The organism is Peribacillus sp. Hz7 (assembly GCF_042136355.1).
GTDB lineage: Bacteria > Bacillota > Bacilli > Bacillales > DSM-1321 > Peribacillus > Peribacillus asahii_A.
Genome location: NZ_JBHHJV010000005.1, coordinates 198,306 through 218,316, shown reverse-complemented (window position 1 = coordinate 218,316; position 20,011 = coordinate 198,306). Strand labels below are relative to the sequence as shown.

Sequence of the window (20,011 nt, the reverse complement as noted above, 5' to 3'; positions counted from 1 at the left end):
TAGCGGGATTTTTACAGATTTTGAGAAAAGAAAGCCCATTACGGTGCACTGCCCCCCCTTTAGGGATGGGATGAATGTTCGTTCAAATGCGGTGTACAGATAAAATACCGAAAATACGTTCTGTACATCACGCATTTCAAATGGTATAATTTGGTATATAGGATGTTCTTTGAAAACTGAACATAGGTGGTTGTGGCAGGAAAAACGTCTGTCACGTAAAATGTTCAACGTTCTGCCGACCAACACTCTTCATAGAAAGAGTGCGGTATCGTAATCCTAGACAAGTATCGCCGGTTGAACGGCGTAGTTGGCACCGACCTTGCCCTCTTGAAAGACTGTTTTTCTCTCAAGTGTTGCTCACCCAAGTCTCGCCTCTGCCTCTTCCTATGGAAGGTGGTAAGTGGGATATTTGTGAGAAAGAACCCCAGCGGCTTTAGCCATGGGAGTGGTCAGTTTCAAACCAAAAAGAGCTGCATCAAAGCCTCTGCTTTGAAATAGCTCCTTCTCTCTACTTGATTGGCTTCTGTCCTACAAACTGAATCACATGAGATAAGCCATTATGAAGCTCCCCTTCATGGCGAATGACCTCTCCCATAAAAAAGTGAACAATTCGCCAGTCCCCAAACGTTTCTAAAAATTCTTCTGGTGCATATAATAGTTCCTGTTCTCGCGGTCCGCCACTTTTATATGGAATTTGATGAATGGAGTACACCTCTGTTATAAAATAACCACCCGGTTTTACCACAGCTTTCACACCTTGTAACGTTTTTTGGCGCAATTCTTTCGGAAAGTGACCAAAAATACAAACCAACTCATCCCAGCGATTATCTATCCATTGTGCTGTCTGCAAATCAACAAGCTCGGTTTCAACAACAACGCCACGCGATGTTGCTAACTTTGCTGTTTTCAGTAGACCAGATTGAGCATAATCCCAAGCTGTCACATTTAGACCCTGCTCTGCCAAAAAAACAGCATTACGACCTTCGCCTTCTGCAATCGCTAAAGCATTACCTGACAGATTAAGCTTTAGCTGCATGTCCGCTAAGAATGCATTCGGCTCTGTTCCATATACATAATTCTCATTTTCAAAACGCGTATTCCACGGGTTCATAAACGCCCCCTCCTTATTGACGATGAAGCTTCATTAATTGAATCGTTGTTTCTTCAACTGTTCCTTTATGAACAATCTTTTCAATCACTTCACCTTGTTTCATAAATATAATCAAGTCCCCTGTCTCAGCAGCCACATCCATCATATGTGTTGAGAAAACAATAGTAGTTCCACTCTTCTTGATCTCATTAATAATTTCAACAAAACGATTGACCCAATATGGATCCAAGCCATTTGTCGGCTCATCCATTAATAAAACAGCTGGTTCGGCTAGAATCGATTGTCCAAATATTAACCGCTGTCTCATTCCCTTAGACAAGCTTTTTACTAATTCACGACGTTTATCTGTTAATCCAATTAATTCAATCACTTGATTAATCCGTTGTTTCTTTACTTTTCTAAATGCCCCGTAAAAGTTCAAAAACTCTTCCACTGTCATCATTTCTTGAGCATAGAAATCATCGGGCATAAACCCAATTTTCTTCAAATAACTTTCTCGATCATCTTTTATATTAATATCATCAATAATGGTTGTACCTGTAGTCGGTGTGCTAATCGCCGCAATCATTTGGAGTAACGTGCTTTTCCCTGCCCCATTCCCGCCACATAAAGCGACACAGCTACCTGCTTCTGCTTCAAAAGAGCATGAGTGCAGAGCTGTTTTTTCCTTATATACTTTAGAAACGCCATCCACCTTCAATCTTGTCATCGTCTCTTCCTCCATTCAAGCATCCCCATCGAAAATAAAAATGAAACCGATAAAAAGCAGATAAAATAGAGGATATAAATCAGTATAGAAAGAGACGTTTCTAAAAAACTAACTAAAGGATCGTAAGCTTGACCAAAAACAGAGCCTGCATCAAGACTAATAACAAAAGCAACCCTAATGAGTTCTGCAGGATTAAGGAATAACAATACATTCATTAACGGAGCAATCCACGTATATGGTACTGCGCCAAGTATCCCAATTAAAGCAGTTGGCCAAATCATAATTAAGAAAAACCATAGCATCACGGAAATCGATAATGCCTGCCAACGAGTTTTTACAAAAGAACCGATACAAACTCCTATAACAAGAAAGAAAAATAGTAAGGTAACGGAAAAAAGATAAATGGCCCATAGCCATTTCATCGAAAAGCCGCCACCGATGACTAAACTAATCGCCATACTAATCCCGAAGCTAAATGTAAATACAATCCACTGGGCGGTAAATTGACCTCCGATTTTTCCGATTACGTAAGATAAGGTAAACAGTGGATACGTACTTAATAAACGCCATTGTCCATTCTCCACTTCATTCGCTATTGAAAATGAACCGATAATGAGCATGAACAGCGGAATAATATACAATGCAATATTCGCAACTGTCCCTGTCATATTTGTATAGCCAGTTAAGGATGGCGCGCTATTTTGCAGTAAAAAAAGCAAAGATAACACAACGACCCATAAAATGAGAAATGAATAGTACGAACGCTGCCGCACTGTCATCCGTAATTCAGAACGCCAAATATTCCACATCGTAATTCTCCCCCTCCTTAAGAAAAGAGCAATGTGCCTGCAGCCAGACATCAAAACCTATCAACCAAATGATGTTTTTTATCTATTCCTCATAGAAAAAGGGCGACACAGAAAAATGCGCCGGCCCTCTTCCCACTAATCCATTAATGACTTGTATTCTGTTGCTTCATATCATGACCTGATTCTTCTGTTCCGTCTTCAGAATGAGAATGCCCTTCTCCCATGTTCTGCATCATTTCATGATTTTGCGTCCAGCTATGTTTTGCTAACTCATCTGCTGTCATTAATGTACTACCTGCATGATCTGCTACAAATTTCTCTGCATCCGCTTTTTGTTCAAAGGAAATTACATTATAAGCCATTGGTGTTTTCACCGATTGATTATATACATAGGTAGCATCATCCGCTGATACCCACTCTTTATTATCGTAATCACGTACGAACTCGGCATCGATTTTTTGATCTTTATTTTCACTCAGCCATCCATACATACAGCCCAAATCATCAAATATAAGCGACTTTCCATTTTCTAAAATAACTTGGGTAGCATACTGATTATCTGCTACAGCCATATTACAAGTCGCACACGTATCTGTTTCTTCATTAATAGCTACTGGTTGAACTTCCTGATCACCGCATGCAGCTAACATAGATAGAACACCTATTAATACTAAAAAACTAAAAAACTTCTTTTTCATACTCTTTTCCTCCCTACTATAAATAAGCTTGTACTAACAATCATCATTCCTACACTCATCACCCATAACGTTGATGTAGACGTCTCTGTTCTTTCCACTTCCATCGTTGTTCCCACCAAAGGTGCTTCATCCGTTAATACTTGATCAGCCGGGCTTTTCAACATTTTTTGCAGCAGCAGCACGCCAGGTGACTGAAAGAATAATTGAAATTCAGGCACATCCGCTGTTAATGTTAAAAAATAAGGATCCGCCACAAACGGGAATATACTTTCCCCTTTGCCCTTCAGATCGAGCTTAGCTGAAGCGTCCCAATAATTATGATGAATTTCATTATTCGAACTCTCAATTGCTTGCGCCTCATTTACATTTCCAACAAACGTATTTTGAGTTAATTGATTATTATTCGCTTTAGTAAACTGAACTCCAATAAAGTTATCCATGACTTTGTTGTTTGCCATCACATTGTCTTCAGATGTTTCCATATAGATTCCGACTCGATTTCCAGTAAGTGAGTTTTCAGCAATGCGGCTATTTTCTACAAAATAAATTAACAGCCCTTGTGCATTAACATTATTACGGTTATAAGAGAAATCATTGCCTACCACTTGCACACGATTAACACGCATTAACATCGTTCCCGTCATATTATACTGAGCGATGTTTTTTTCGAGCACATTATCATCGGCAAACATTAAATGCATCCCATATCGAGAGCCTTGAATATGATTTTGACTTAGTGTATTTTTGTGACTTTGTTCTAAGTAAATTCCGTCTTGCACCTTGGCAATCTTCATATTTTGAATCGTATTATGACTAGATTCCCATAAATCAATACCATTTCCTTTTCTTTGACCAATAATGAGGCCGTTTTGTATATTTACTTCGCTCGCTCCATCAAGTCGAATACCGTAACGTTTTGTTTCAATTTCAAAATCAGTTAACTGATGCTTAGAGCCTGAGATTGAAATAGCTGTTGCTTCCTCTTCCTCACCACAATATTCTACTTGGATTTGTTCGAGTGAAACATGTTCTCCTTTAATCGTAATAGCGGGCTGTTCTTCACATGAACGAATCAGTACCTCCCCTTGACCTTTCAATGTAATCGGTTTTGTGATTATGAGATTTTCTTCATATATCCCTTCCGATATCTCAATCGTTTCACCAGGTACAGCGCGTTCAATTTTAGATTGTAATGTTGCTGCATCTGTCTCCCACGGCAAAAGCAAAACTAGAACGAGGGTCAATAGCATATACTTCAACTGTCTCATAACGCCTTCACCTCGCTCCCTTAAAAAACTTCTCTCTATTATTAAATTCTATAATTGTGAAAAAAGTTTGAAGAATATATGAATGAATACAAAACCATTTGGCATTCTTCCTTACAGTATCGCGAAAATCTTTATTTTTTAAACACGAAAAAGAGTTTACCTACCTATATAACAGGCAGGTAAACTCTTCTCCTTAATCTTCCTTCTCTACATGAAGCACATCCCCCGTGTTTGCATCAATCACTAAGTCATACTCCAACCACTTTTTCTCTACTTCAATTTCATATACGAGCAGACCATTTTCCATATCCAACTCAACATCTGTAATCGTCCCATTCGCTACTTCCTTCAAAGCAATTTTCTCCGCTTCTTCAAGACTAATCTTAGCTGTTGGATAGCTAGCATAATGATCGTCATCGTACTCTCGCTCAATTACTTTCCCATTAGAGGCGTTCATTTCAACATCTTCATAACCATTTTCGGTTTTCACTGTCATTTCGTATGTCAACGATGCATCATCTAAATCTGGCTCAACTTTCGTCACTTCACCTTTCATTTGTTCAGAAACACTTTTAACCGCTTCCTCTTTTGAAACCGCCCCTGCGTTTAAAGCATAAGCCGTAATCCCGGAAATCCCTCCGATAATTAACACTCCCGTTACCACTGCTATTATCATCATTTTCTTTGTAAAAAATGTTTTCATCATAAAACCCTCCTATCTGTTAGTAACTTCATCATAGGATAGTAAAATGAAAACAAGATAAGAGCTAGATTAAAATTTGATGAGAAATGAGATATTCACAGTTGTTCCAACTCCTACTTCACTTTCAATGGCAATTCTTCCTCCTAGTGAATCCACAATTGATTTAGCAATCGATAAACCAAGGCCGCTCCCACCCGTGCTTCTTGTTCTTGAAGGATCAACTCGATAGAACCGCTCAAAAACATGTGGTATATCTTGTTTAGGAATTCCAACTCCTTGATCTTGAACACGAATCATTAAGACTTCTTCAGCAACCTCAATCGAAACCGTAACATCCGTTTCGCTGTATTTCAATGCATTATCAACTAAAATAATTAGTACTTGTTCGAATCGGTTAGCATCTGTTTCATAAGTAACCTCTTCTGGCTTCGCTATCACTTGCACGATGCGATTCGACGTTTGACTAAAATTCCGTGCCACCTGCCTGCATAATGAAACGATTTCAACCTTTTCAATAGAAAGATTGTTTTTAGAAGCCACTTGCAATAAGTTTTGCGTTAGTTCCTTCATTCTTAAGGCCTCATGATGAATGGCCTCTACTGCCTCTTCTTGAATATCCGCCTCTTCCTTTCCCCATCTCTTCAAAAGAGAAGCATAACTTTCAATCACCGTAATCGGTGTTTTCAATTCATGAGAAGCATCTGAGAGAAATTGCTGCTGTTGATAATAATTCTGTTCTAGACGAGCCATCATTCTATTAAAAGCGGCTCCCATTTGTTCAAGCTCATCCTTCGCTTTATCCGGCAAAGGAATTTTCTTAAATTGACCGCTCTGTTCAATCTCAACCATCGTACGACTCATAATGGAAACAGGCTTTAAAATAAGTGTCGCTAACCGTTTACTAGCAAAAATAGAGATAAAAATAACGAATAAAGACATAGCTAAGAGCACAACTGTGAGCATTGCTAAATGATCGATCACTGATTCAATTGGTTGTGAAACTTCAATAACGCCCTGTTGCTGCCCTTTATTTTTTACAGGCAAACGATATGTTAAAATGTACTCACCATCAACTTTACTTAGTTCAAAATCATCCTCTGATACATACTTTGTCTTTAAAGCAAGCAATTCCTCTTCCTCCGTAAATGGAGAGACCGCGTTCTCTTTCCCATGATAGATGCGCACCATCCCATCATCCGGAATCATTGGTTCGATATCAGCAAAATGGCTTGTTAAGCCGACATTTTCTTCAATCAGTTGAGCTTGTTCTTCTAAAAATTCCTGTTCTCTTTGCAGGGAAAGCCAAAAGAACGCGATTGCTACTAAAGCACTTAACATCAATAGCATGACTGCCAAAAATAACATCGAATACCATTGAATTTTCGTTCTGATTTTCATCGACGGTGCTCCTTTATGCTATACCCCACTCCTCGATGCGTATGAATTAACGGACACTCAAAAGGATCGTCTACTTTTTTCCGAATATAACGGATATATACGTCAACTACATTTGTATCACCTGTAAAATCATAGCCCCAAACATGTGTTAAAATCTGTTCACGTGACAGCACTTGATTTTTATTTTGCATCAAATAGACAAGTAAATCGAACTCTCTAGACGTTAGCTCAATGTTCTGATTATCTCTTCTGACCTCTCTCGTTCCAAGCTGCAGACGAAGATTTTCAACAATTAAAAGGTCCTTATCTTCTTCTACATTTGTGTGATGGGATTGGCGTAAGCACACCCGTATTCGAGCCAGCAATTCTTCTATTTCAAACGGTTTCGTCACATAATCATTTGCACCATGGTCTAAGCCGCTTACTTTATCCGGCACGGCATCCCGAGCTGTTACGAGAATAACGGGCGTATGTGTATCGTTTTTTCGAAAACGGCGGAGAACTTCAATTCCATTCAGTTCTGGAAGCATAACATCTAGTAAAATTAAGTCCCATTGTTCCTGTTCTGCTTTTGCTAACCCCGTTTTTCCTGTATAAGCGGTATCTGTTTCGTATCCTTCATGACGCAATTCAAGCGTCAGAACACGGGCAATGCTTTGTTCATCTTCAATAATTAAGATTCGCTTCCCCATCCTATTCCCACCTTTCTATTATTAGTGTAGCGAACCAACATTAAAATATTATGAGAACAGTACAGAGAGAAAAAAATTTGGGTGTGAATATTCACACCCAACTTAACCCCCTCATTATTTCCAATGCTTTTCGATAAACTCGTCGCGCCCTGACTTTTTTCGATCATCTTTATAGTGAGCTGGATTCTTCCTATGAAAATCCTGATGATATTCTTCAGCAGGATAAAACGTCTGCGCTCGTAAGATTTCAGTCACAATCGGTTTCTTAAAAGTCCCACTAGCTGCAATCTTCTCCTTCGATGCTTCTGCTAATTGCTTCTGTTCTTCGTTATGATAAAAAATCGCTGTCCGATATTGGCTTCCTCGGTCTTGAAACTGCCCTTCTGCATCAGTCGGGTCAATTTGCGGCCAAAATAAGTTTAATAATCGTTCATAAGAAAACAACTTTGGATCATATGTAATTTCAACCGCTTCATAATGACCTGTCGTACCAGTTTTCACCTCTTCATACGTCGGATTTTCAACATCCCCTCCTGTATAACCAGAAATAATTCCTTCGATTCCCGGCAGTTCCTCAAAAGGCGAAACCATACACCAAAAACAGCCGCCTGCAAATGTTGCTTTTTGCATGTAAATCAGTTCCTCTCTCTCCATTATGAAAAAAATATATCATACCTTGCACCAAATAGCGGCATTCAATCTCTCCATAAACACTATGTATAAAAAGGAAAATATAACAAAAGATACTAAATAAGAATTTATAGTAGGTGGTTTCTATTCATAAAACGGATTCGATTACTCCATTTCAATTAATCCTTATTGCTACGACAACCATTGGTTTAAATAATCATGTGTTTGCCATCTCTCCTTTGATTAGAGAAGTAGGACGGGATGCTTGGATAACGGTTATCATTACGATGCTGCTAATGATGCTGTGGATACCATTATTAATGTACATTCATAAAAAAACGAATAGACAGCCTTTATTTGAATGGCTTAAAGAATCTATTGGCAAAAAAGCAACTAATATTTTAACCCTTATTTTTATTAGTTATCTTATAGTGATGGCAGGCTTTACTTTAAGAGAAACAATTACATGGATTAGTATTTTATTCTTACCAGAAACACCCGTATTTTTAATAACCTTTCTGTTTATCTTTACATGCTGGCAACTTGCTATCACAAACCTGCGCACATTAAATATTCTTAATATTTTTCTATTATTTTTTATTACGATACTTGGCTTTTTTGTCTCTTTCGCTAATATTCAGCATAAAAACTTCATGCTGCTTCTTCCACTTTTAGAACATGGCTATCAATCTGTTTTGAGTGGTACCATTTATCAAGCGGCTGGTATATCAGAAATTTTCATTTTTCTTTTATTACAGCATAAAGTGCAAAAGCCGCTCAATTGGCGTCATTTTGTCAGCATCATTCTTATCTTAACGATTCTAACAATAGGTCCCCTCGTTGGAGCGATTATAGAATTCGGACCAACAGAAGCCTCTATACAACGATTTCCGCCCTATGAAGAATGGGGATTAGTGTCGTTAGGTAATTTTGTAGAGCATGTAGATTTTTTATCTATTTATCAATGGTTGGCTGGTGCTTTTATCCGGCTTTCCTTATTGCTTCTGTTAATGAAAGAGCTACTGCCAACTAAAACAGACAAACTAAAAAACAAATATTTATTCGGCTTCTCCCTTATTATTGCAGGAATAGTGTTGGTTCCTATTAGTGACTTTAAATTCTCTTACCTAACAGCCAATATTATTTTACCTGGGACATTTTTGTTCTTTTTTAGTTTTTCTTTATTAATGAGTGTACTGGTCATGATTTCTTCAAGGAAAAAACGGGGGGGCCACCTATGAAATTTAAAACATCTAAAAAATTAATTCGTCCTACAAAAGAGGATTCTAAAAAGCAAAACGAAGGCACGTCACTGAATGAAGAAGCTTTAAGAAAGCTATTTACAAAGTGTATCGATATTCAATTTTCATCGTTGCAATATAATCAGCACACCATCACCCTCGTCTACTGTACGGGCTTGGTGAATACAGACATGTTATATCAGGTCGTCGCTAAACGCCTAGAAGAATTTTTTACTCAATTAGAAGGAGAGGTTACAATAGACTCCCTTCAACAACTTTCCCTTCCGTCTCTTCAACTAGTGAAAGGGGAAGAACAAGCTACCGACGCTATTTTTGAAGGCCGGCTGCTCTTCATTGTACAAGAGCAAAATCTTATCATGTCAGTAGATATTGCGGATCGTCCCGAGCGGCAGCCGGAGGAAACCACAACAGAAGTCAGTGTCAAAGGTCCACGTGATAACTTTATTGAAAATATCACAGTGAACTATGCATTGATTCGAAAAAGATTACGTACAACGACGCTTGTCGGGGAAGCTTTTGAAATTGGTAAACGCTCTAAAACAAAAGTATCGCTTTTATATATGGAGGATATCGCTAATCAAGAGTTTCTCGAACAAATTCGAAACAAACTCCACTCCATCGATATCGATAGTCTATTAAGCGGCACACAGTTGGAAGAACTAATCAATGACAGCCCATACTCCATTCTTCCTCGTCATGTTTATACAGGAAGGCCTGATTTTGCTGTTGAATCCTTATTAAATGGTCGCTTTGTTCTATTAATTGATGGCATTTCCTATGCATATATCACACCGGTTAATCTATTTTATTTATTAAAAAGTGCCGAAGATAAAGAATATAATTATTTATATAACTCTTTTGAGAGATTCCTTCGAGTGTTTGGCATTACCATTGCCGCTTTTTTGCCAGGCTTTTGGGTGGCATTGACTGCTTTCCATCAAAACCAACTGCCTCTAACATTATTAGCGACCGTTATTGAATCACGAAGGGGGGTTCCATTCCCTACCTCTATGGAAGCTATCTTAATGTTACTGTTATTTGAGTTATTTAGAGAGGCTGGTATGAGACTGCCTTTGGCTGTTGGACAAACACTAAGTGTGGTCGGCGGGCTGATTATTGGCGACGCGGCGATTAGAGCTGGCTTAACGAGTCCAGCTATGCTCGTCGTCATTGCCGGTTCTACCGTTGCCACATTCACTTTAGTCAATCAATCCCTTGTAGGGACCGTTTCATTGATTCGTTTTTTCGTCATTTTCCTTGTTTCTCTTTTTGGCTTTGTTGGCTTTTTCGTTTCAGTCTTTTTAATCGGTACCTATGTAGCCAAAATCCGAACATTTGGGGTACCATACTTAGCAATCGCCACACAGCTAAATATAATAAATATCTTAAAAACCATTTTTCGCTTACCGAATAGTGAAAAGAATACACGACCTAACGCTCTTAAGCCTCATGACCCTACCCAAGGAGAAGAGTCATGAGACAAACTGGAAAAAGAAAATTTATATATTTGGCTCTTTTTCTCACTATGACTCTTCCATTAGCGGGATGTTGGGATACTAATGAAGCAGAGCGAATGGTATACGTTCATGGATTAGGCGTCGATTATAAAGACCAACAATATACAATTTATTTACAAATCATTAACCCACGCCTTTTAGCTAAATCAGAAGTAGCTGGCGGTACTTCAGGAACAAAGATTGAGGTCGGCCGCGCATCTGGAAAAACAATCAATGAAGCGTTCTTTAAGTTATATAAGTCATCTCAGCGCAGGATTTTTTGGGGACATCTTGGTTTTGTTATCTTCACCGAGGAAGCATTAAAATCAGAAGCGATTCAAGCAACCACCGATTTATTAGACAGATATCGAGAAACACGATACCGCCTTTGGATGTATGCAACGAATGAACCACTAGTCGATGTATTAACAGCTGTTCCCATTATGGAAATGTCAACAGCTCTATCCCGAGTAAGCGATCCGCTTGCTACCTATAAACAAAGTTCATTTGTTAAGCCAATTGATATGCGTGAATTATTCATTCTACTAAATGAACCGCCTTACGAAGCCAATATACCTTATATCAATTTAACAAAGGAAAATATTTGGAGAACAGAAAAAAAGAGTCATCAGGTCATTCAAACAAAAGGCATTGCATCCGTTAAAAATAAGAAACTACAAAAAATAATAAAGAATCAAAACATATACGGCCTTAGGTGGATGACTAAAGATATGAAGCGTGAGGAGTTAACTCTCACTACTAAAGAATTTTCAGATGTTAGTTTACTTATTAATAAGGTAAAAGTTAAAATAAAACCGATTGTTAAAAAAAATAACATCCAATTTGCCATTTCTATTAAAGCGGATGCCGTATTACGAGAGAACCCTAAAGATAAGAGTTTAAAAAACATAATTCAAGCTGCTGAACAGACAATTAAACAGCAAGTGAGGGAAACTTACTTACACGGGGTTGAAAGCAATATAGATATATACCGCTTATCAGAAATGTTATACAGAAAAAATGTTCAAGCTTGGAAAAATGCAGAGCAAAACGGGAAAGTTCCATTGACCGAGGATTCAATCCAGAAGCTGGATGTCCAAGTACATTTAATTCATGGAGAAAAGAATCGAAAGCATTCTACTATTAAATAAGCTCTCTGACAACCTAGTTTCTCACTAATCCCAAATTAGGTTGTCTCCTTTTCTTATGAAAGAACTGCAAATCCTGCTCTAAGCAAAAAAGCAAGCTCGCCACAAACCGAACTCGCTTCTCTATCAACTTTATTTAAACCAGCCCTTTTCTTTAAAACGGACGATGGCTTCAATTCGATTACTTACGTCTAATTTATCAAGAATAATAGAAATATAATTACGAACAGTTCCTGTGGTTAAATAAAGCTCTTTCGCAATTTCTTTCGTATTTTTTCCATCAGCAATTAAACCAAGTACTTGTTTTTCTCGCTCAGTTAACGGATTTTCTTCTTGAAACGCCATATCAACGAGCTCAGGAGCATAAATTCGACGACCATCCATAATAATTCGAATTGAATTCGCCAGTTCCTCACTTGGACTATCCTTTAATAAATACCCGCTCACACCGGCTTTTCGCGCTCGTTCAAAATAACCAGTACGCGCAAACGTTGTTAAAATAATAACTTTGCAAGCTTGATTTTGAATTTCCTCAGCGACATCTAACCCGCTTTTGACTGGCATTTCGATATCCATAATGCAAATATCCGGCTTCAAACGATTCACTAACTCAAGCGCCTCTTCACCATTGCTCGCTTTCCCGACTACTTCCATATCTTCTTCAAAATCCAAAAGAGAACCCAGCGCTCCCAGCAGCATCCGTTGATCTTCAGCAATGACTATTCGAATCATATTGATTTCCCCCGTTCCGCTTGTTTAATCACATTCGGCACTCTAATAACGAGTTTCGTTCCATTTGATGCTGGAATGTCTAAACTCCCATTAACAAATTCTAATCGTTCCTTCATCCCTTGAAGTCCATTTCCTTTAAAAAAGTCTCCTTTATGCTGAAAACCGACCCCATTATCTTCTATTTCTATATACCACTCCGTCGGCAACTGCTTAATCACTAGCTTACAAGAAGAAGCATGACTATGTTTAACGATATTATTAACTGCCTCTTTTAAGCACATACTTAACACATTTTCCACTAACAATGGTGTATCTTTAAGCTGTGAAGAACCTACTAGCTCCAGCTTGATTTGTGCCGCATTCAAGATTTGGCGAATTCGAAGCATTTCTTCGACAAGACGCGTACCACGCATTTCAGACACTAAATCACGTACTTCCTTTAGAGCCGTGCGCGCTGTCTGCTGAATATCTTTAATTTCATTTTTAGCTGCATCTGGACTACGAGTCAGTAATTTGCCTGCCAAATCACTTTTTAAACCGATTAAAGAAAGCTTTTGCCCTAATGTATCATGCAGATCGCGAGCAATCCGCTGTCGCTCTTCTATTTTAACAAGCTCTGAAATTCGTTTATTTGCATCCTCTAACTGTTCTTCCAACTGCTCCCTTTTCTTTCGATTGTATGTGTTAAATGGTATCAAAACTACACCAATCACACAAATGACAATGAACGGGAACTGCGTAAGAAAAATTTTATTTTGATAGAGAAACCCTACATTTACCCCCAATATTGTAGTGATGATATGGATGGTATATAGTGTATAAAAACCAATCTTATTTTGAATATTTCCAATAAAAAAAGCGAGAAATAAAGCAAAATAAATATAACCAAAGAGACTCGTCATCGCAATTGAAGTGATAATTTGAATGGACGTCCATAAATAGACACTCCACCCCTTCGCAGCAAAGGATAATCCATAAGCGACAAAAAATAAAAGAATCATCCCAATCCCAGCTGCAATTTCTAACTTAGAGGACGATTTAAAAATAAAATAAAACGGTAGAATACAAAAAATAATCCAAACATAAGGGCTCAGCCCCGTATTCTTCGGGAAAATATGATACCAATTTTTTTTCATAGCAGCCTCCTTTCCTGTACATTGTAATCTAATCAAAGACTAAAAAACCATTCATAGCAAGAATGGTTTTTTAGCTTTTTATTTTTCTTGAAAGCTTGGTTGAGATTTTTCTACCAAAATCTTCGCTTCCTGAAAGCCAACAAACGTTTTACGTGACTCATCCCATAAACGGAATCGAAGAGCTTTTAAACTAGAACGAATTGTAATCGTTGTAGCTTGTTGCAAAGGTGGTGTAGAATCATGAGCTTTCTCAAGATGATAATTTGGAACCTTCGGGCTGAGGTGATGTACGTGATGAAAACCAATATTTCCTGTCACCCATTGCAATAGCTTTGGAAGCTTATAATATGAGCTTCCATCAATCGCAGCCTTCACATAATCCCAGTTTTCTTCCTCTTCAAAATAAGAATCCTCAAACTGATGTTGTACGTAGAACAGCCAAATTCCAAGCAACCCTGACACAAACATGATTGGAAGTTGAATCATAAGAAACGATTGCCAGCCAATTGCTAAACATAACAATACATACAGTACAATAACAGAAACATTCGTTACATACGTATTGATTCTTTCTTTCTTACGTGCCCCTTTTCGATTAAAACGATTGGACACTAAGAATAGATACGCTGGTCCTAATCCAAACATCACAAGCGGATTTCGATATAAACGATACTGAAGACGAACCCAAAACGAAGCGTTTACATACTCCTCCACCGTCATAATCCAAATATCGCCTGTCCCCCGCTTATTTAAATTGCTGCTCGTCGCATGATGAATTGAATGGTCGCGCTTCCACTTTTCATATGGAAATAGCGTAATAATACCTGTAATCGTCCCTAAAATATCATTAGCTTTTCGGCTTTTGAAAAAAGACTGATGGCAGCAATCATGAAAAATAATAAAAATTCGGACCACAAACCCTGATGCAATAATCGAAAGCGCTAAACTTAACCAATAAGAAATTTCCAAACTATAATAAGCAGCAACCCATAACAAAATAAACGGTGGAATCGTATTAACTAACTGCTTCACACTCGTTTTTACATTAGACTTTTCAAAAGGAGCGATTTGTTTTCTTAGATTGACTTGATTTTGTTTACTCATTTCTGCCTCCTGAACAGTTCACTTCTCTTTTATCTTGAACAATTTACTTCTCTTCTATAATAAAAAAGAACACAATACCGTTATAGTCATAAACGTCAGGTAGAGGATATGACAAATGTCATATCCTCTACCTATTCAAATTTTATATGTTGAATATAACATAACAACAATATATTGATTTTTGACAGTTGCTATTATCGCTATTTCTTTATAGAAACAAATCATTTATCTTTCGTTATCTTCTAGCGTTTGAAATAGTAAATTGGAATAAGGATGTTTCAACTGCCCAACATCGAAAATATGAAATGTTTCAATAATCTCTCCTTGATACATAACTGCTACTCGATCACACAGTGCCTTCGTTGATTGTAAATCATGAGTGATAAATAAGTAAGATAATTGTTCTTGCTTTTGAATACGTTTTAGCATACGTATAATAGAAGTTTGTGAAGGAGAATCTAGGCTAGCTATTGATTCATCAAAAATAATAATGTCTGGTTTCACAGCTAAAGCTTTCGCGATACAGACTCGCTGCTTTTGTCCGCCGCTTAATTGGTCAGGATATCTTGATAAATAGGAAGCATCCAAATCAACTAACTCTAGCAGTTGTATACATCGAGCTCTCCATTCGTCTTCTTTAGAAAAATAATTACGAAGCGGTTCAGTTAAAACTTCTTGTACATTCATCTTTGGATGCAAAGATGAAGAGGAATCTTGTAATACCATTTGTAACCGCTTATATAGCTGAATATCGTTTATTTGATTACTATTAATTAATTCCCCATCAAGTAAAATCTGACCTGAAGTGACAGATTCTATTTTCATAATCAATTTGGCTATCGTACTTTTTCCGCTGCCGCTTTCACCAACAATCCCCAAGCATTCTCCTTTAGACAACGTTAAATTGACTTGATTAACAGCTGTAAAACTCTGCTTCCTTCCAAACCACGATAATTTTCTTGATCTGACAGAGTATTCTTTAGTAACATTACATAACTCAAGAAGGGTCAAAGGACGATTCCTCCTTGATCCATTTCAACCACACGATCCGCATATTTTTTAACGCTTTTATCATCATGAGAAATGAGCAGAATTGTCAATTTTAATTCTTGTTGCAGCTGCTTAAGCAACGCTAAAACCTTTTCACGATTGATAACATCAAGAGCTGTCGTTGGTTCATCTGCAATAAATATCTGTGGCTGTAAGCTTAACATCATCGCTAATAATATCCGTTGTCGCATTCCTCCACTTAATTCAAAAGGATATAGAGATAAAATGTGCTCTGGATTAGAGAAACCAACTTGGTTTAATAACGAATATAAAGATGTTTCTATATTGTTTTTGTCCCACTTTTTCTTATGCTTTAATGTTTCAACCATTTGTCTTTTCACAGTTTGAATAGGATTTAATCCATTTAAAGAATGTTGAATGAACAACGCGATTTCATCACGACGAAGCTGTTGGAGACGTCTTTCATCATACTCTATAATATTTTCATTCTTATATATGATTTGTCCATGCGTCACACGAAACCCTTTCTCTAACAATCCAACCATTGCATGTGCAGTTAAACTTTTTCCACAGCCACTTGGACCAGTAAGAGCAACCATTTCACCCGGAAATAATTGAAACGATACATCATGGACAATCGTTTTCCATTTCCCTTGATTCTGATAAGAAATTTCTACATGTTCCATACTTAATAAGGGGTTTACGTCCTTCATCTTACACCTCTTTAAGAGTAGCAGAATCTAATTTTCTAAATCGATCACTAACCAATTGGCATGCTAATACAAAAAATACAATAGCTAATCCCGGAAAAATCATCACATGCGGGGCAATTTGAAAATAAGCCGTTGCGTCGTGTAACATAGCTCCCCATTCAGGTGCCGGAGGCTGGATTCCTAACCCTAAAAAAGAAAGTCCTGCAATGGCCAGTACGATTTTCCCCATATCCAATGCACTAAAAACAAGAACAGATACAAAGATTTGCGGAAGAATATAACGTTGCATAATACGCTGAGGTGAATTTCCCGACATGCGTGCCGATAATAGATAGTCCTCTTTACAAACTTTAATCACAAGGCTACGAATGAAGCGAACATAATTCGCCCAACGAACGATTATGATCGCAATAATCATATTAATAAATCCAGGTCCTAAGACACCAACAATTGCAATTGTGAGAACAATATCAGGAATAGCTAGCATACTATCAATTACTCGCATAAAAATATGATCTGTTCGACCACGTACATATCCTGTTATTAACCCGATTGGAATACTAATTACTAAAGTGAAAATAATAATAAGGAAAGTAGCTGTCATACTTATTCTAATTCCGTAAATAATTCGAGATAATATACAACGTCCTAAATGATCCGTACCAAAGGGATACACCCAACTTGGAGAAGATAGTCTATTAGCTAAATTCACAGCTAAAGGATCGTGAGGAGCAATCCAAGGAGCAAAGATTCCAATAAAAAAAATGAGTATAAGTAATCCACTTCCTACTATTACGTTTATATCTAATCGATACAATATCTTCTGCATGAATATCTTTCCCCCTAACGAACCCTTAACCGTGGATCTACTAAAACATAAATAAAATCTACAATTGTGTGAATAGCAACAAATAGAATAGAAGCAAAAATAACATACCCTTGAATAACTGGATAATCTCGCATATTGATTGACTCAATAATATATCGTCCTAAACCAGGCCATGAGAAAATAGATTCTACAATAATACTTCCACCTAACATAAAAGCAAAACTTGTCCCTATCATCGTCAAAATTGGTAAAAAAGCATGCTTGAGCACTTGAAAAACTAATATTCGTCTCTTGGACATGCCCCTTGCTATAGACGCTTTGACAAAATTTTGATTCATCATATCCAACATATTTGTCCTCAACACTCGAGCATAAACGGTTCCTAATCCTAATCCTAATGTTAGTGCTGGTAATACAAGATGCTGCCAAGTACCATTTCCCATAGAAGGAAGCCAGCCATATTGAACAGAAAATAAATAAATGAATAGAAATCCCAACCAAAAAGAAGGAATGGCAGACCCGAAAAGAGCCATAAGTCTGCCGATTCTATCTAATATCCCAGCTGAATAGATAGCTGTTGAAATTCCTAAACTAAAGGTAACCACTAGCATAATCAATAAACCAGCACATGCTAGTTCTAAAGTAGCTGGTAATCTTTCGAATAATTCATCAACGACCGGCTCTTTAGATACATAGGAGTTTCCCCATTGCCCAGTAAAAACATCCTTTAGCCATTGGACATATTGACTCCCTATGGATTCTGTTAATCCTAGCTCTATACGTAATGAATCTAAGGCTTCTTTTGATGCAGGAACATCATTTACTTTTAACATAATTGTAGCTGGGTCTCCAGGCGATACTCTTAGTAGTAAAAAAGTAAGTGTCGCGACGCAAAAAACAACAAGAACTAATTGAATCAAATGTTCTATGAAAAATCTAATCATCTACACTATTCCACATCAATCTGCGAATGATTATAGTAATACTCAATTGGATGAGCTACAAATCCTTTTAAACCATCTTTAACAGCAAATACTGTATTTGGAAAAACGATGAATGACTGTGGAATATCTTCATTAATTTTCTCTTGTATCTGAATAGCTAATTGATTACGCTCTTCCAAATCAGTTGTTTGACTTAGCTGACTAATCATTTTATCAACAGAAGGAGACGCATATTTACTCACATTTGATTCACTATTAGATCGATAAAATATTTCTAAGAAGAATTGAGGATCACCCGTGTGTGCCGTCAACATACTGTACATCGATAAATCCCAATCCTCATTCGCTAATGTGTCATCGATATTTTCTACTTGACGGATATTGACTTTCATTCCTTCAACTAATAATTTATTTTGGATGACTTCTGCCATTACTGTTAGTTCTGGACGCTGTGGAAACGTTAATAATGTCGCTTCAAATGGCTTCCCTTCTTTTTCCCACATGCCTGTAGCGTTTTTCTTCCAACCTTCTTGCTGCATTAATTGGTCAACAGATTGCTTTTCTTCTTTATTTTCCACTTTACCAAATGGTAATACAGGAGAAAATGCACTATGTGCTACAGTCCCTTGCCCTTTCATGACAGAACTTACAATCTCTTCACGTGGAATCAACATATCAACCACTTTCCTCAGTGCTAACTCTTTAAATAGAGGAGATTCCATATTGTACATTAGCATATGTGTTCTCAATGATGTAGCGGTTAACACTTCAAATTTTTTATTCTTCTCTAGAACATCAATATTATCGACAGAAATATCAGTTGCCCCGTCTACATCTCCAGATTGTAAGGCCATTAATCTCGTATTGGCATCAGCGATAAACTTAATTGTCACTTCAGATAATAGTGCTTTTTCTCCCCAATAATCTTCATATCTTTTAACAATAAGTGATTCATCTTGATTAAATTTTTTAATTTTAAATGCTCCTGTAAAAGCAGGATAACTATCTTTGGCATCCATTGTTGCTACGTCTACAATGATTGTAGATGGGTCAGCTAAATGCGCAATTAAAGCCGCATTCGGTTGTGTAGTTTCAATTTTCAATTCAGTATCTGATACTACTCCCATAGACTTAATTTGCAATAGATCCTTCGCTCTTTGATTTTTATCCATAGAGCGCTGTAATGATTCTTTCACGCTTGTAGCATCCATTGCTTTTCCATTATGGAAGGTTACATTTTCTTGTAATTGAAACAACCATGTTGTGTCACTCTCTTGTTTCCATGATTTTGCCAGCCAAGCTGTAGGTTCCAATTCTTCATTCAATTTAATTAATGTTTCTGCTGTTCCAGAACGCATAACTTCCCAGCTATCACTTCCATGTGGATCAAGGCTTGCTGGACTCCACGAAAAAGCTAACGTTGCTTTTTGGTTTGAATCTTCTTCATTAGTACCTTTATCTGTTGATGTTTCATCATTCCCAGCACATCCTATAAGTGCTAGAAGGGATAAAGCAAGAACCATCCATAATCCTAAGTTTCGTTTCCTATTCCAATTTTCCAACATGTTCTTCCCCCTAAATAATTATTAAAAACAAAAAAGCATTTCTGACTATGTAA

20 protein-coding genes are annotated in these 20,011 nt (G+C 37.4%); 3 read left to right on the top strand and 17 right to left on the bottom strand.

Annotation, left to right across the window (positions count from 1 at the left end; all coding sequences use genetic code 11):
* Window positions 1-508: 508 nt before the first annotated feature.
* The 9 genes from ACE199_RS09940 to msrA all read right to left on the bottom strand — a co-directional run bounded on the left by ACE199_RS09940 (window position 509) and on the right by msrA (window position 8,018).
* On the bottom strand, window positions 509-1,111 hold the full coding sequence (locus tag ACE199_RS09940; RefSeq protein ID WP_375349614.1) for an SAM-dependent methyltransferase: 603 nt from the start codon (window positions 1,109-1,111) through the stop codon (window positions 509-511).
* 13 nt (window positions 1,112-1,124) lie between these two features.
* Window positions 1,125-1,820 carry an ABC transporter ATP-binding protein gene (locus ACE199_RS09935; RefSeq protein ID WP_375349613.1) on the bottom strand — a complete coding sequence of 232 codons (696 nt, stop codon included), beginning with the start codon at window positions 1,818-1,820 and terminating at the stop codon, window positions 1,125-1,127.
* The gene (locus ACE199_RS09930; protein WP_375349612.1) at window positions 1,817-2,629 is read right to left on the bottom strand and encodes an ABC transporter permease; all 813 of its coding nucleotides are present in this window, start codon (window positions 2,627-2,629) and stop codon (window positions 1,817-1,819) included. Before ACE199_RS09930 ends, ACE199_RS09935 begins: the two co-directional genes overlap by 4 nt.
* Window positions 2,630-2,772: 143 nt before the next feature.
* On the bottom strand, window positions 2,773-3,327 hold the full coding sequence (locus ACE199_RS09925) for a nitrous oxide reductase accessory protein NosL (protein WP_375349611.1): 555 nt from the start codon (window positions 3,325-3,327) through the stop codon (window positions 2,773-2,775).
* Complete coding sequence (locus ACE199_RS09920) at window positions 3,324-4,595, bottom strand: right-handed parallel beta-helix repeat-containing protein (protein WP_375349610.1); 1,272 nt, start codon at window positions 4,593-4,595, stop codon at window positions 3,324-3,326. Before ACE199_RS09920 ends, ACE199_RS09925 begins: the two co-directional genes overlap by 4 nt.
* Window positions 4,596-4,788: 193 nt before the next feature.
* Window positions 4,789-5,301, bottom strand: coding sequence for a PepSY domain-containing protein (locus tag ACE199_RS09915; protein WP_375349609.1), 513 nt, complete (start codon window positions 5,299-5,301; stop codon window positions 4,789-4,791).
* Window positions 5,302-5,367: 66 nt separating this feature from the next.
* A complete protein-coding gene (locus ACE199_RS09910) occupies window positions 5,368-6,696 on the bottom strand; it encodes a sensor histidine kinase (protein WP_375349608.1) in 1,329 nt (442 codons plus the stop codon).
* Window positions 6,693-7,388, bottom strand: coding sequence for a response regulator transcription factor (locus ACE199_RS09905; protein ID WP_375349607.1), 696 nt, complete (start codon window positions 7,386-7,388; stop codon window positions 6,693-6,695). Before ACE199_RS09905 ends, ACE199_RS09910 begins: the two co-directional genes overlap by 4 nt.
* Window positions 7,389-7,502: 114 nt before the next feature.
* The gene (msrA, locus tag ACE199_RS09900) at window positions 7,503-8,018 is read right to left on the bottom strand and encodes a peptide-methionine (S)-S-oxide reductase MsrA (protein WP_375349606.1); all 516 of its coding nucleotides are present in this window, start codon (window positions 8,016-8,018) and stop codon (window positions 7,503-7,505) included.
* Window positions 8,019-8,155: 137 nt separating this feature from the next.
* Between msrA and ACE199_RS09895 the strand changes: the two genes are divergently transcribed.
* The 3 genes from ACE199_RS09895 to ACE199_RS09885 are packed head-to-tail and all read left to right on the top strand — an operon-like array spanning window position 8,156 to window position 11,927.
* Window positions 8,156-9,259, top strand: a complete 1,104-nt coding sequence (locus ACE199_RS09895) for an endospore germination permease (protein ID WP_375349605.1) — start codon at window positions 8,156-8,158, stop codon at window positions 9,257-9,259.
* Window positions 9,256-10,758 (top strand): spore germination protein, encoded by a 1,503-nt coding sequence (locus tag ACE199_RS09890; protein ID WP_375349604.1) that lies wholly within the window; start codon window positions 9,256-9,258, stop codon window positions 10,756-10,758. Before ACE199_RS09895 ends, ACE199_RS09890 begins: the two co-directional genes overlap by 4 nt.
* The gene (locus ACE199_RS09885) at window positions 10,755-11,927 is read left to right on the top strand and encodes a Ger(x)C family spore germination protein (protein ID WP_375349603.1); all 1,173 of its coding nucleotides are present in this window, start codon (window positions 10,755-10,757) and stop codon (window positions 11,925-11,927) included. The genes ACE199_RS09890 and ACE199_RS09885 overlap by 4 nt, the downstream gene beginning before the upstream one ends.
* Window positions 11,928-12,056: 129 nt before the next feature.
* Here the strand turns inward: ACE199_RS09885 and ACE199_RS09880 are convergent, their stop codons facing one another.
* From ACE199_RS09880 to ACE199_RS09845, 8 genes are all read right to left on the bottom strand, one after another.
* A complete protein-coding gene (locus ACE199_RS09880; RefSeq protein ID WP_375349602.1) occupies window positions 12,057-12,656 on the bottom strand; it encodes a response regulator in 600 nt (199 codons plus the stop codon).
* Window positions 12,653-13,792 (bottom strand): sensor histidine kinase, encoded by a 1,140-nt coding sequence (locus ACE199_RS09875; RefSeq protein WP_375349601.1) that lies wholly within the window; start codon window positions 13,790-13,792, stop codon window positions 12,653-12,655. The genes ACE199_RS09880 and ACE199_RS09875 overlap by 4 nt, the downstream gene beginning before the upstream one ends.
* A gap of 78 nt (window positions 13,793-13,870) precedes the next feature.
* Window positions 13,871-14,896 carry a Delta(5) desaturase DesA gene (gene desA, locus ACE199_RS09870; protein ID WP_375349600.1) on the bottom strand — a complete coding sequence of 342 codons (1,026 nt, stop codon included), beginning with the start codon at window positions 14,894-14,896 and terminating at the stop codon, window positions 13,871-13,873.
* A gap of 225 nt (window positions 14,897-15,121) precedes the next feature.
* On the bottom strand, window positions 15,122-15,907 hold the full coding sequence (locus ACE199_RS09865; RefSeq protein ID WP_375349599.1) for an ABC transporter ATP-binding protein: 786 nt from the start codon (window positions 15,905-15,907) through the stop codon (window positions 15,122-15,124).
* A complete protein-coding gene (locus ACE199_RS09860; RefSeq protein WP_375349598.1) occupies window positions 15,904-16,620 on the bottom strand; it encodes an ATP-binding cassette domain-containing protein in 717 nt (238 codons plus the stop codon). Before ACE199_RS09860 ends, ACE199_RS09865 begins: the two co-directional genes overlap by 4 nt.
* A 1-nt stretch (window position 16,621) precedes the next feature.
* Entirely contained in the window at window positions 16,622-17,449 is an 828-nt protein-coding gene (gene nikC / locus ACE199_RS09855) for a nickel transporter permease (protein ID WP_375349597.1), read from the bottom strand.
* 14 nt (window positions 17,450-17,463) lie between these two features.
* On the bottom strand, window positions 17,464-18,393 hold the full coding sequence (nikB, locus tag ACE199_RS09850) for a nickel ABC transporter permease (RefSeq protein ID WP_375349596.1): 930 nt from the start codon (window positions 18,391-18,393) through the stop codon (window positions 17,464-17,466).
* 5 nt (window positions 18,394-18,398) lie between these two features.
* Complete coding sequence (locus tag ACE199_RS09845) at window positions 18,399-19,958, bottom strand: ABC transporter substrate-binding protein (RefSeq protein WP_375349595.1); 1,560 nt, start codon at window positions 19,956-19,958, stop codon at window positions 18,399-18,401.
* Window positions 19,959-20,011 lie beyond the last annotated feature (53 nt).

Bases quoted from the DNA above. Each gene is read 5' to 3' on its own strand.
- ACE199_RS09940 (WP_375349614.1), bottom strand. From the start codon at position 1,111: ATGAACCCGTGGAATACGCGTTTTGAAAATGAGAATTATGTATATGGA.
- ACE199_RS09935 (WP_375349613.1), bottom strand. From the start codon at position 1,820: ATGACAAGATTGAAGGTGGATGGCGTTTCTAAAGTATATAAGGAAAAA.
- ACE199_RS09930 (WP_375349612.1), bottom strand. From the start codon at position 2,629: ATGTGGAATATTTGGCGTTCTGAATTACGGATGACAGTGCGGCAGCGT.
- ACE199_RS09925 (WP_375349611.1), bottom strand. From the start codon at position 3,327: ATGAAAAAGAAGTTTTTTAGTTTTTTAGTATTAATAGGTGTTCTATCT.
- ACE199_RS09920 (WP_375349610.1), bottom strand. From the start codon at position 4,595: ATGAGACAGTTGAAGTATATGCTATTGACCCTCGTTCTAGTTTTGCTT.
- ACE199_RS09915 (WP_375349609.1), bottom strand. From the start codon at position 5,301: ATGATGAAAACATTTTTTACAAAGAAAATGATGATAATAGCAGTGGTA.
- ACE199_RS09910 (WP_375349608.1), bottom strand. From the start codon at position 6,696: ATGAAAATCAGAACGAAAATTCAATGGTATTCGATGTTATTTTTGGCA.
- ACE199_RS09905 (WP_375349607.1), bottom strand. From the start codon at position 7,388: ATGGGGAAGCGAATCTTAATTATTGAAGATGAACAAAGCATTGCCCGT.
- msrA (WP_375349606.1), bottom strand. From the start codon at position 8,018: ATGCAAAAAGCAACATTTGCAGGCGGCTGTTTTTGGTGTATGGTTTCG.
- ACE199_RS09890 (WP_375349604.1), top strand. From the start codon at position 9,256: ATGAAATTTAAAACATCTAAAAAATTAATTCGTCCTACAAAAGAGGAT.
- ACE199_RS09885 (WP_375349603.1), top strand. From the start codon at position 10,755: ATGAGACAAACTGGAAAAAGAAAATTTATATATTTGGCTCTTTTTCTC.
- ACE199_RS09880 (WP_375349602.1), bottom strand. From the start codon at position 12,656: ATGATTCGAATAGTCATTGCTGAAGATCAACGGATGCTGCTGGGAGCG.
- ACE199_RS09875 (WP_375349601.1), bottom strand. From the start codon at position 13,792: ATGAAAAAAAATTGGTATCATATTTTCCCGAAGAATACGGGGCTGAGC.
- desA (WP_375349600.1), bottom strand. From the start codon at position 14,896: ATGAGTAAACAAAATCAAGTCAATCTAAGAAAACAAATCGCTCCTTTT.
- ACE199_RS09860 (WP_375349598.1), bottom strand. From the start codon at position 16,620: ATGAAGGACGTAAACCCCTTATTAAGTATGGAACATGTAGAAATTTCT.
- nikC (WP_375349597.1), bottom strand. From the start codon at position 17,449: ATGCAGAAGATATTGTATCGATTAGATATAAACGTAATAGTAGGAAGT.
- nikB (WP_375349596.1), bottom strand. From the start codon at position 18,393: ATGATTAGATTTTTCATAGAACATTTGATTCAATTAGTTCTTGTTGTT.
- ACE199_RS09845 (WP_375349595.1), bottom strand. From the start codon at position 19,958: ATGTTGGAAAATTGGAATAGGAAACGAAACTTAGGATTATGGATGGTT.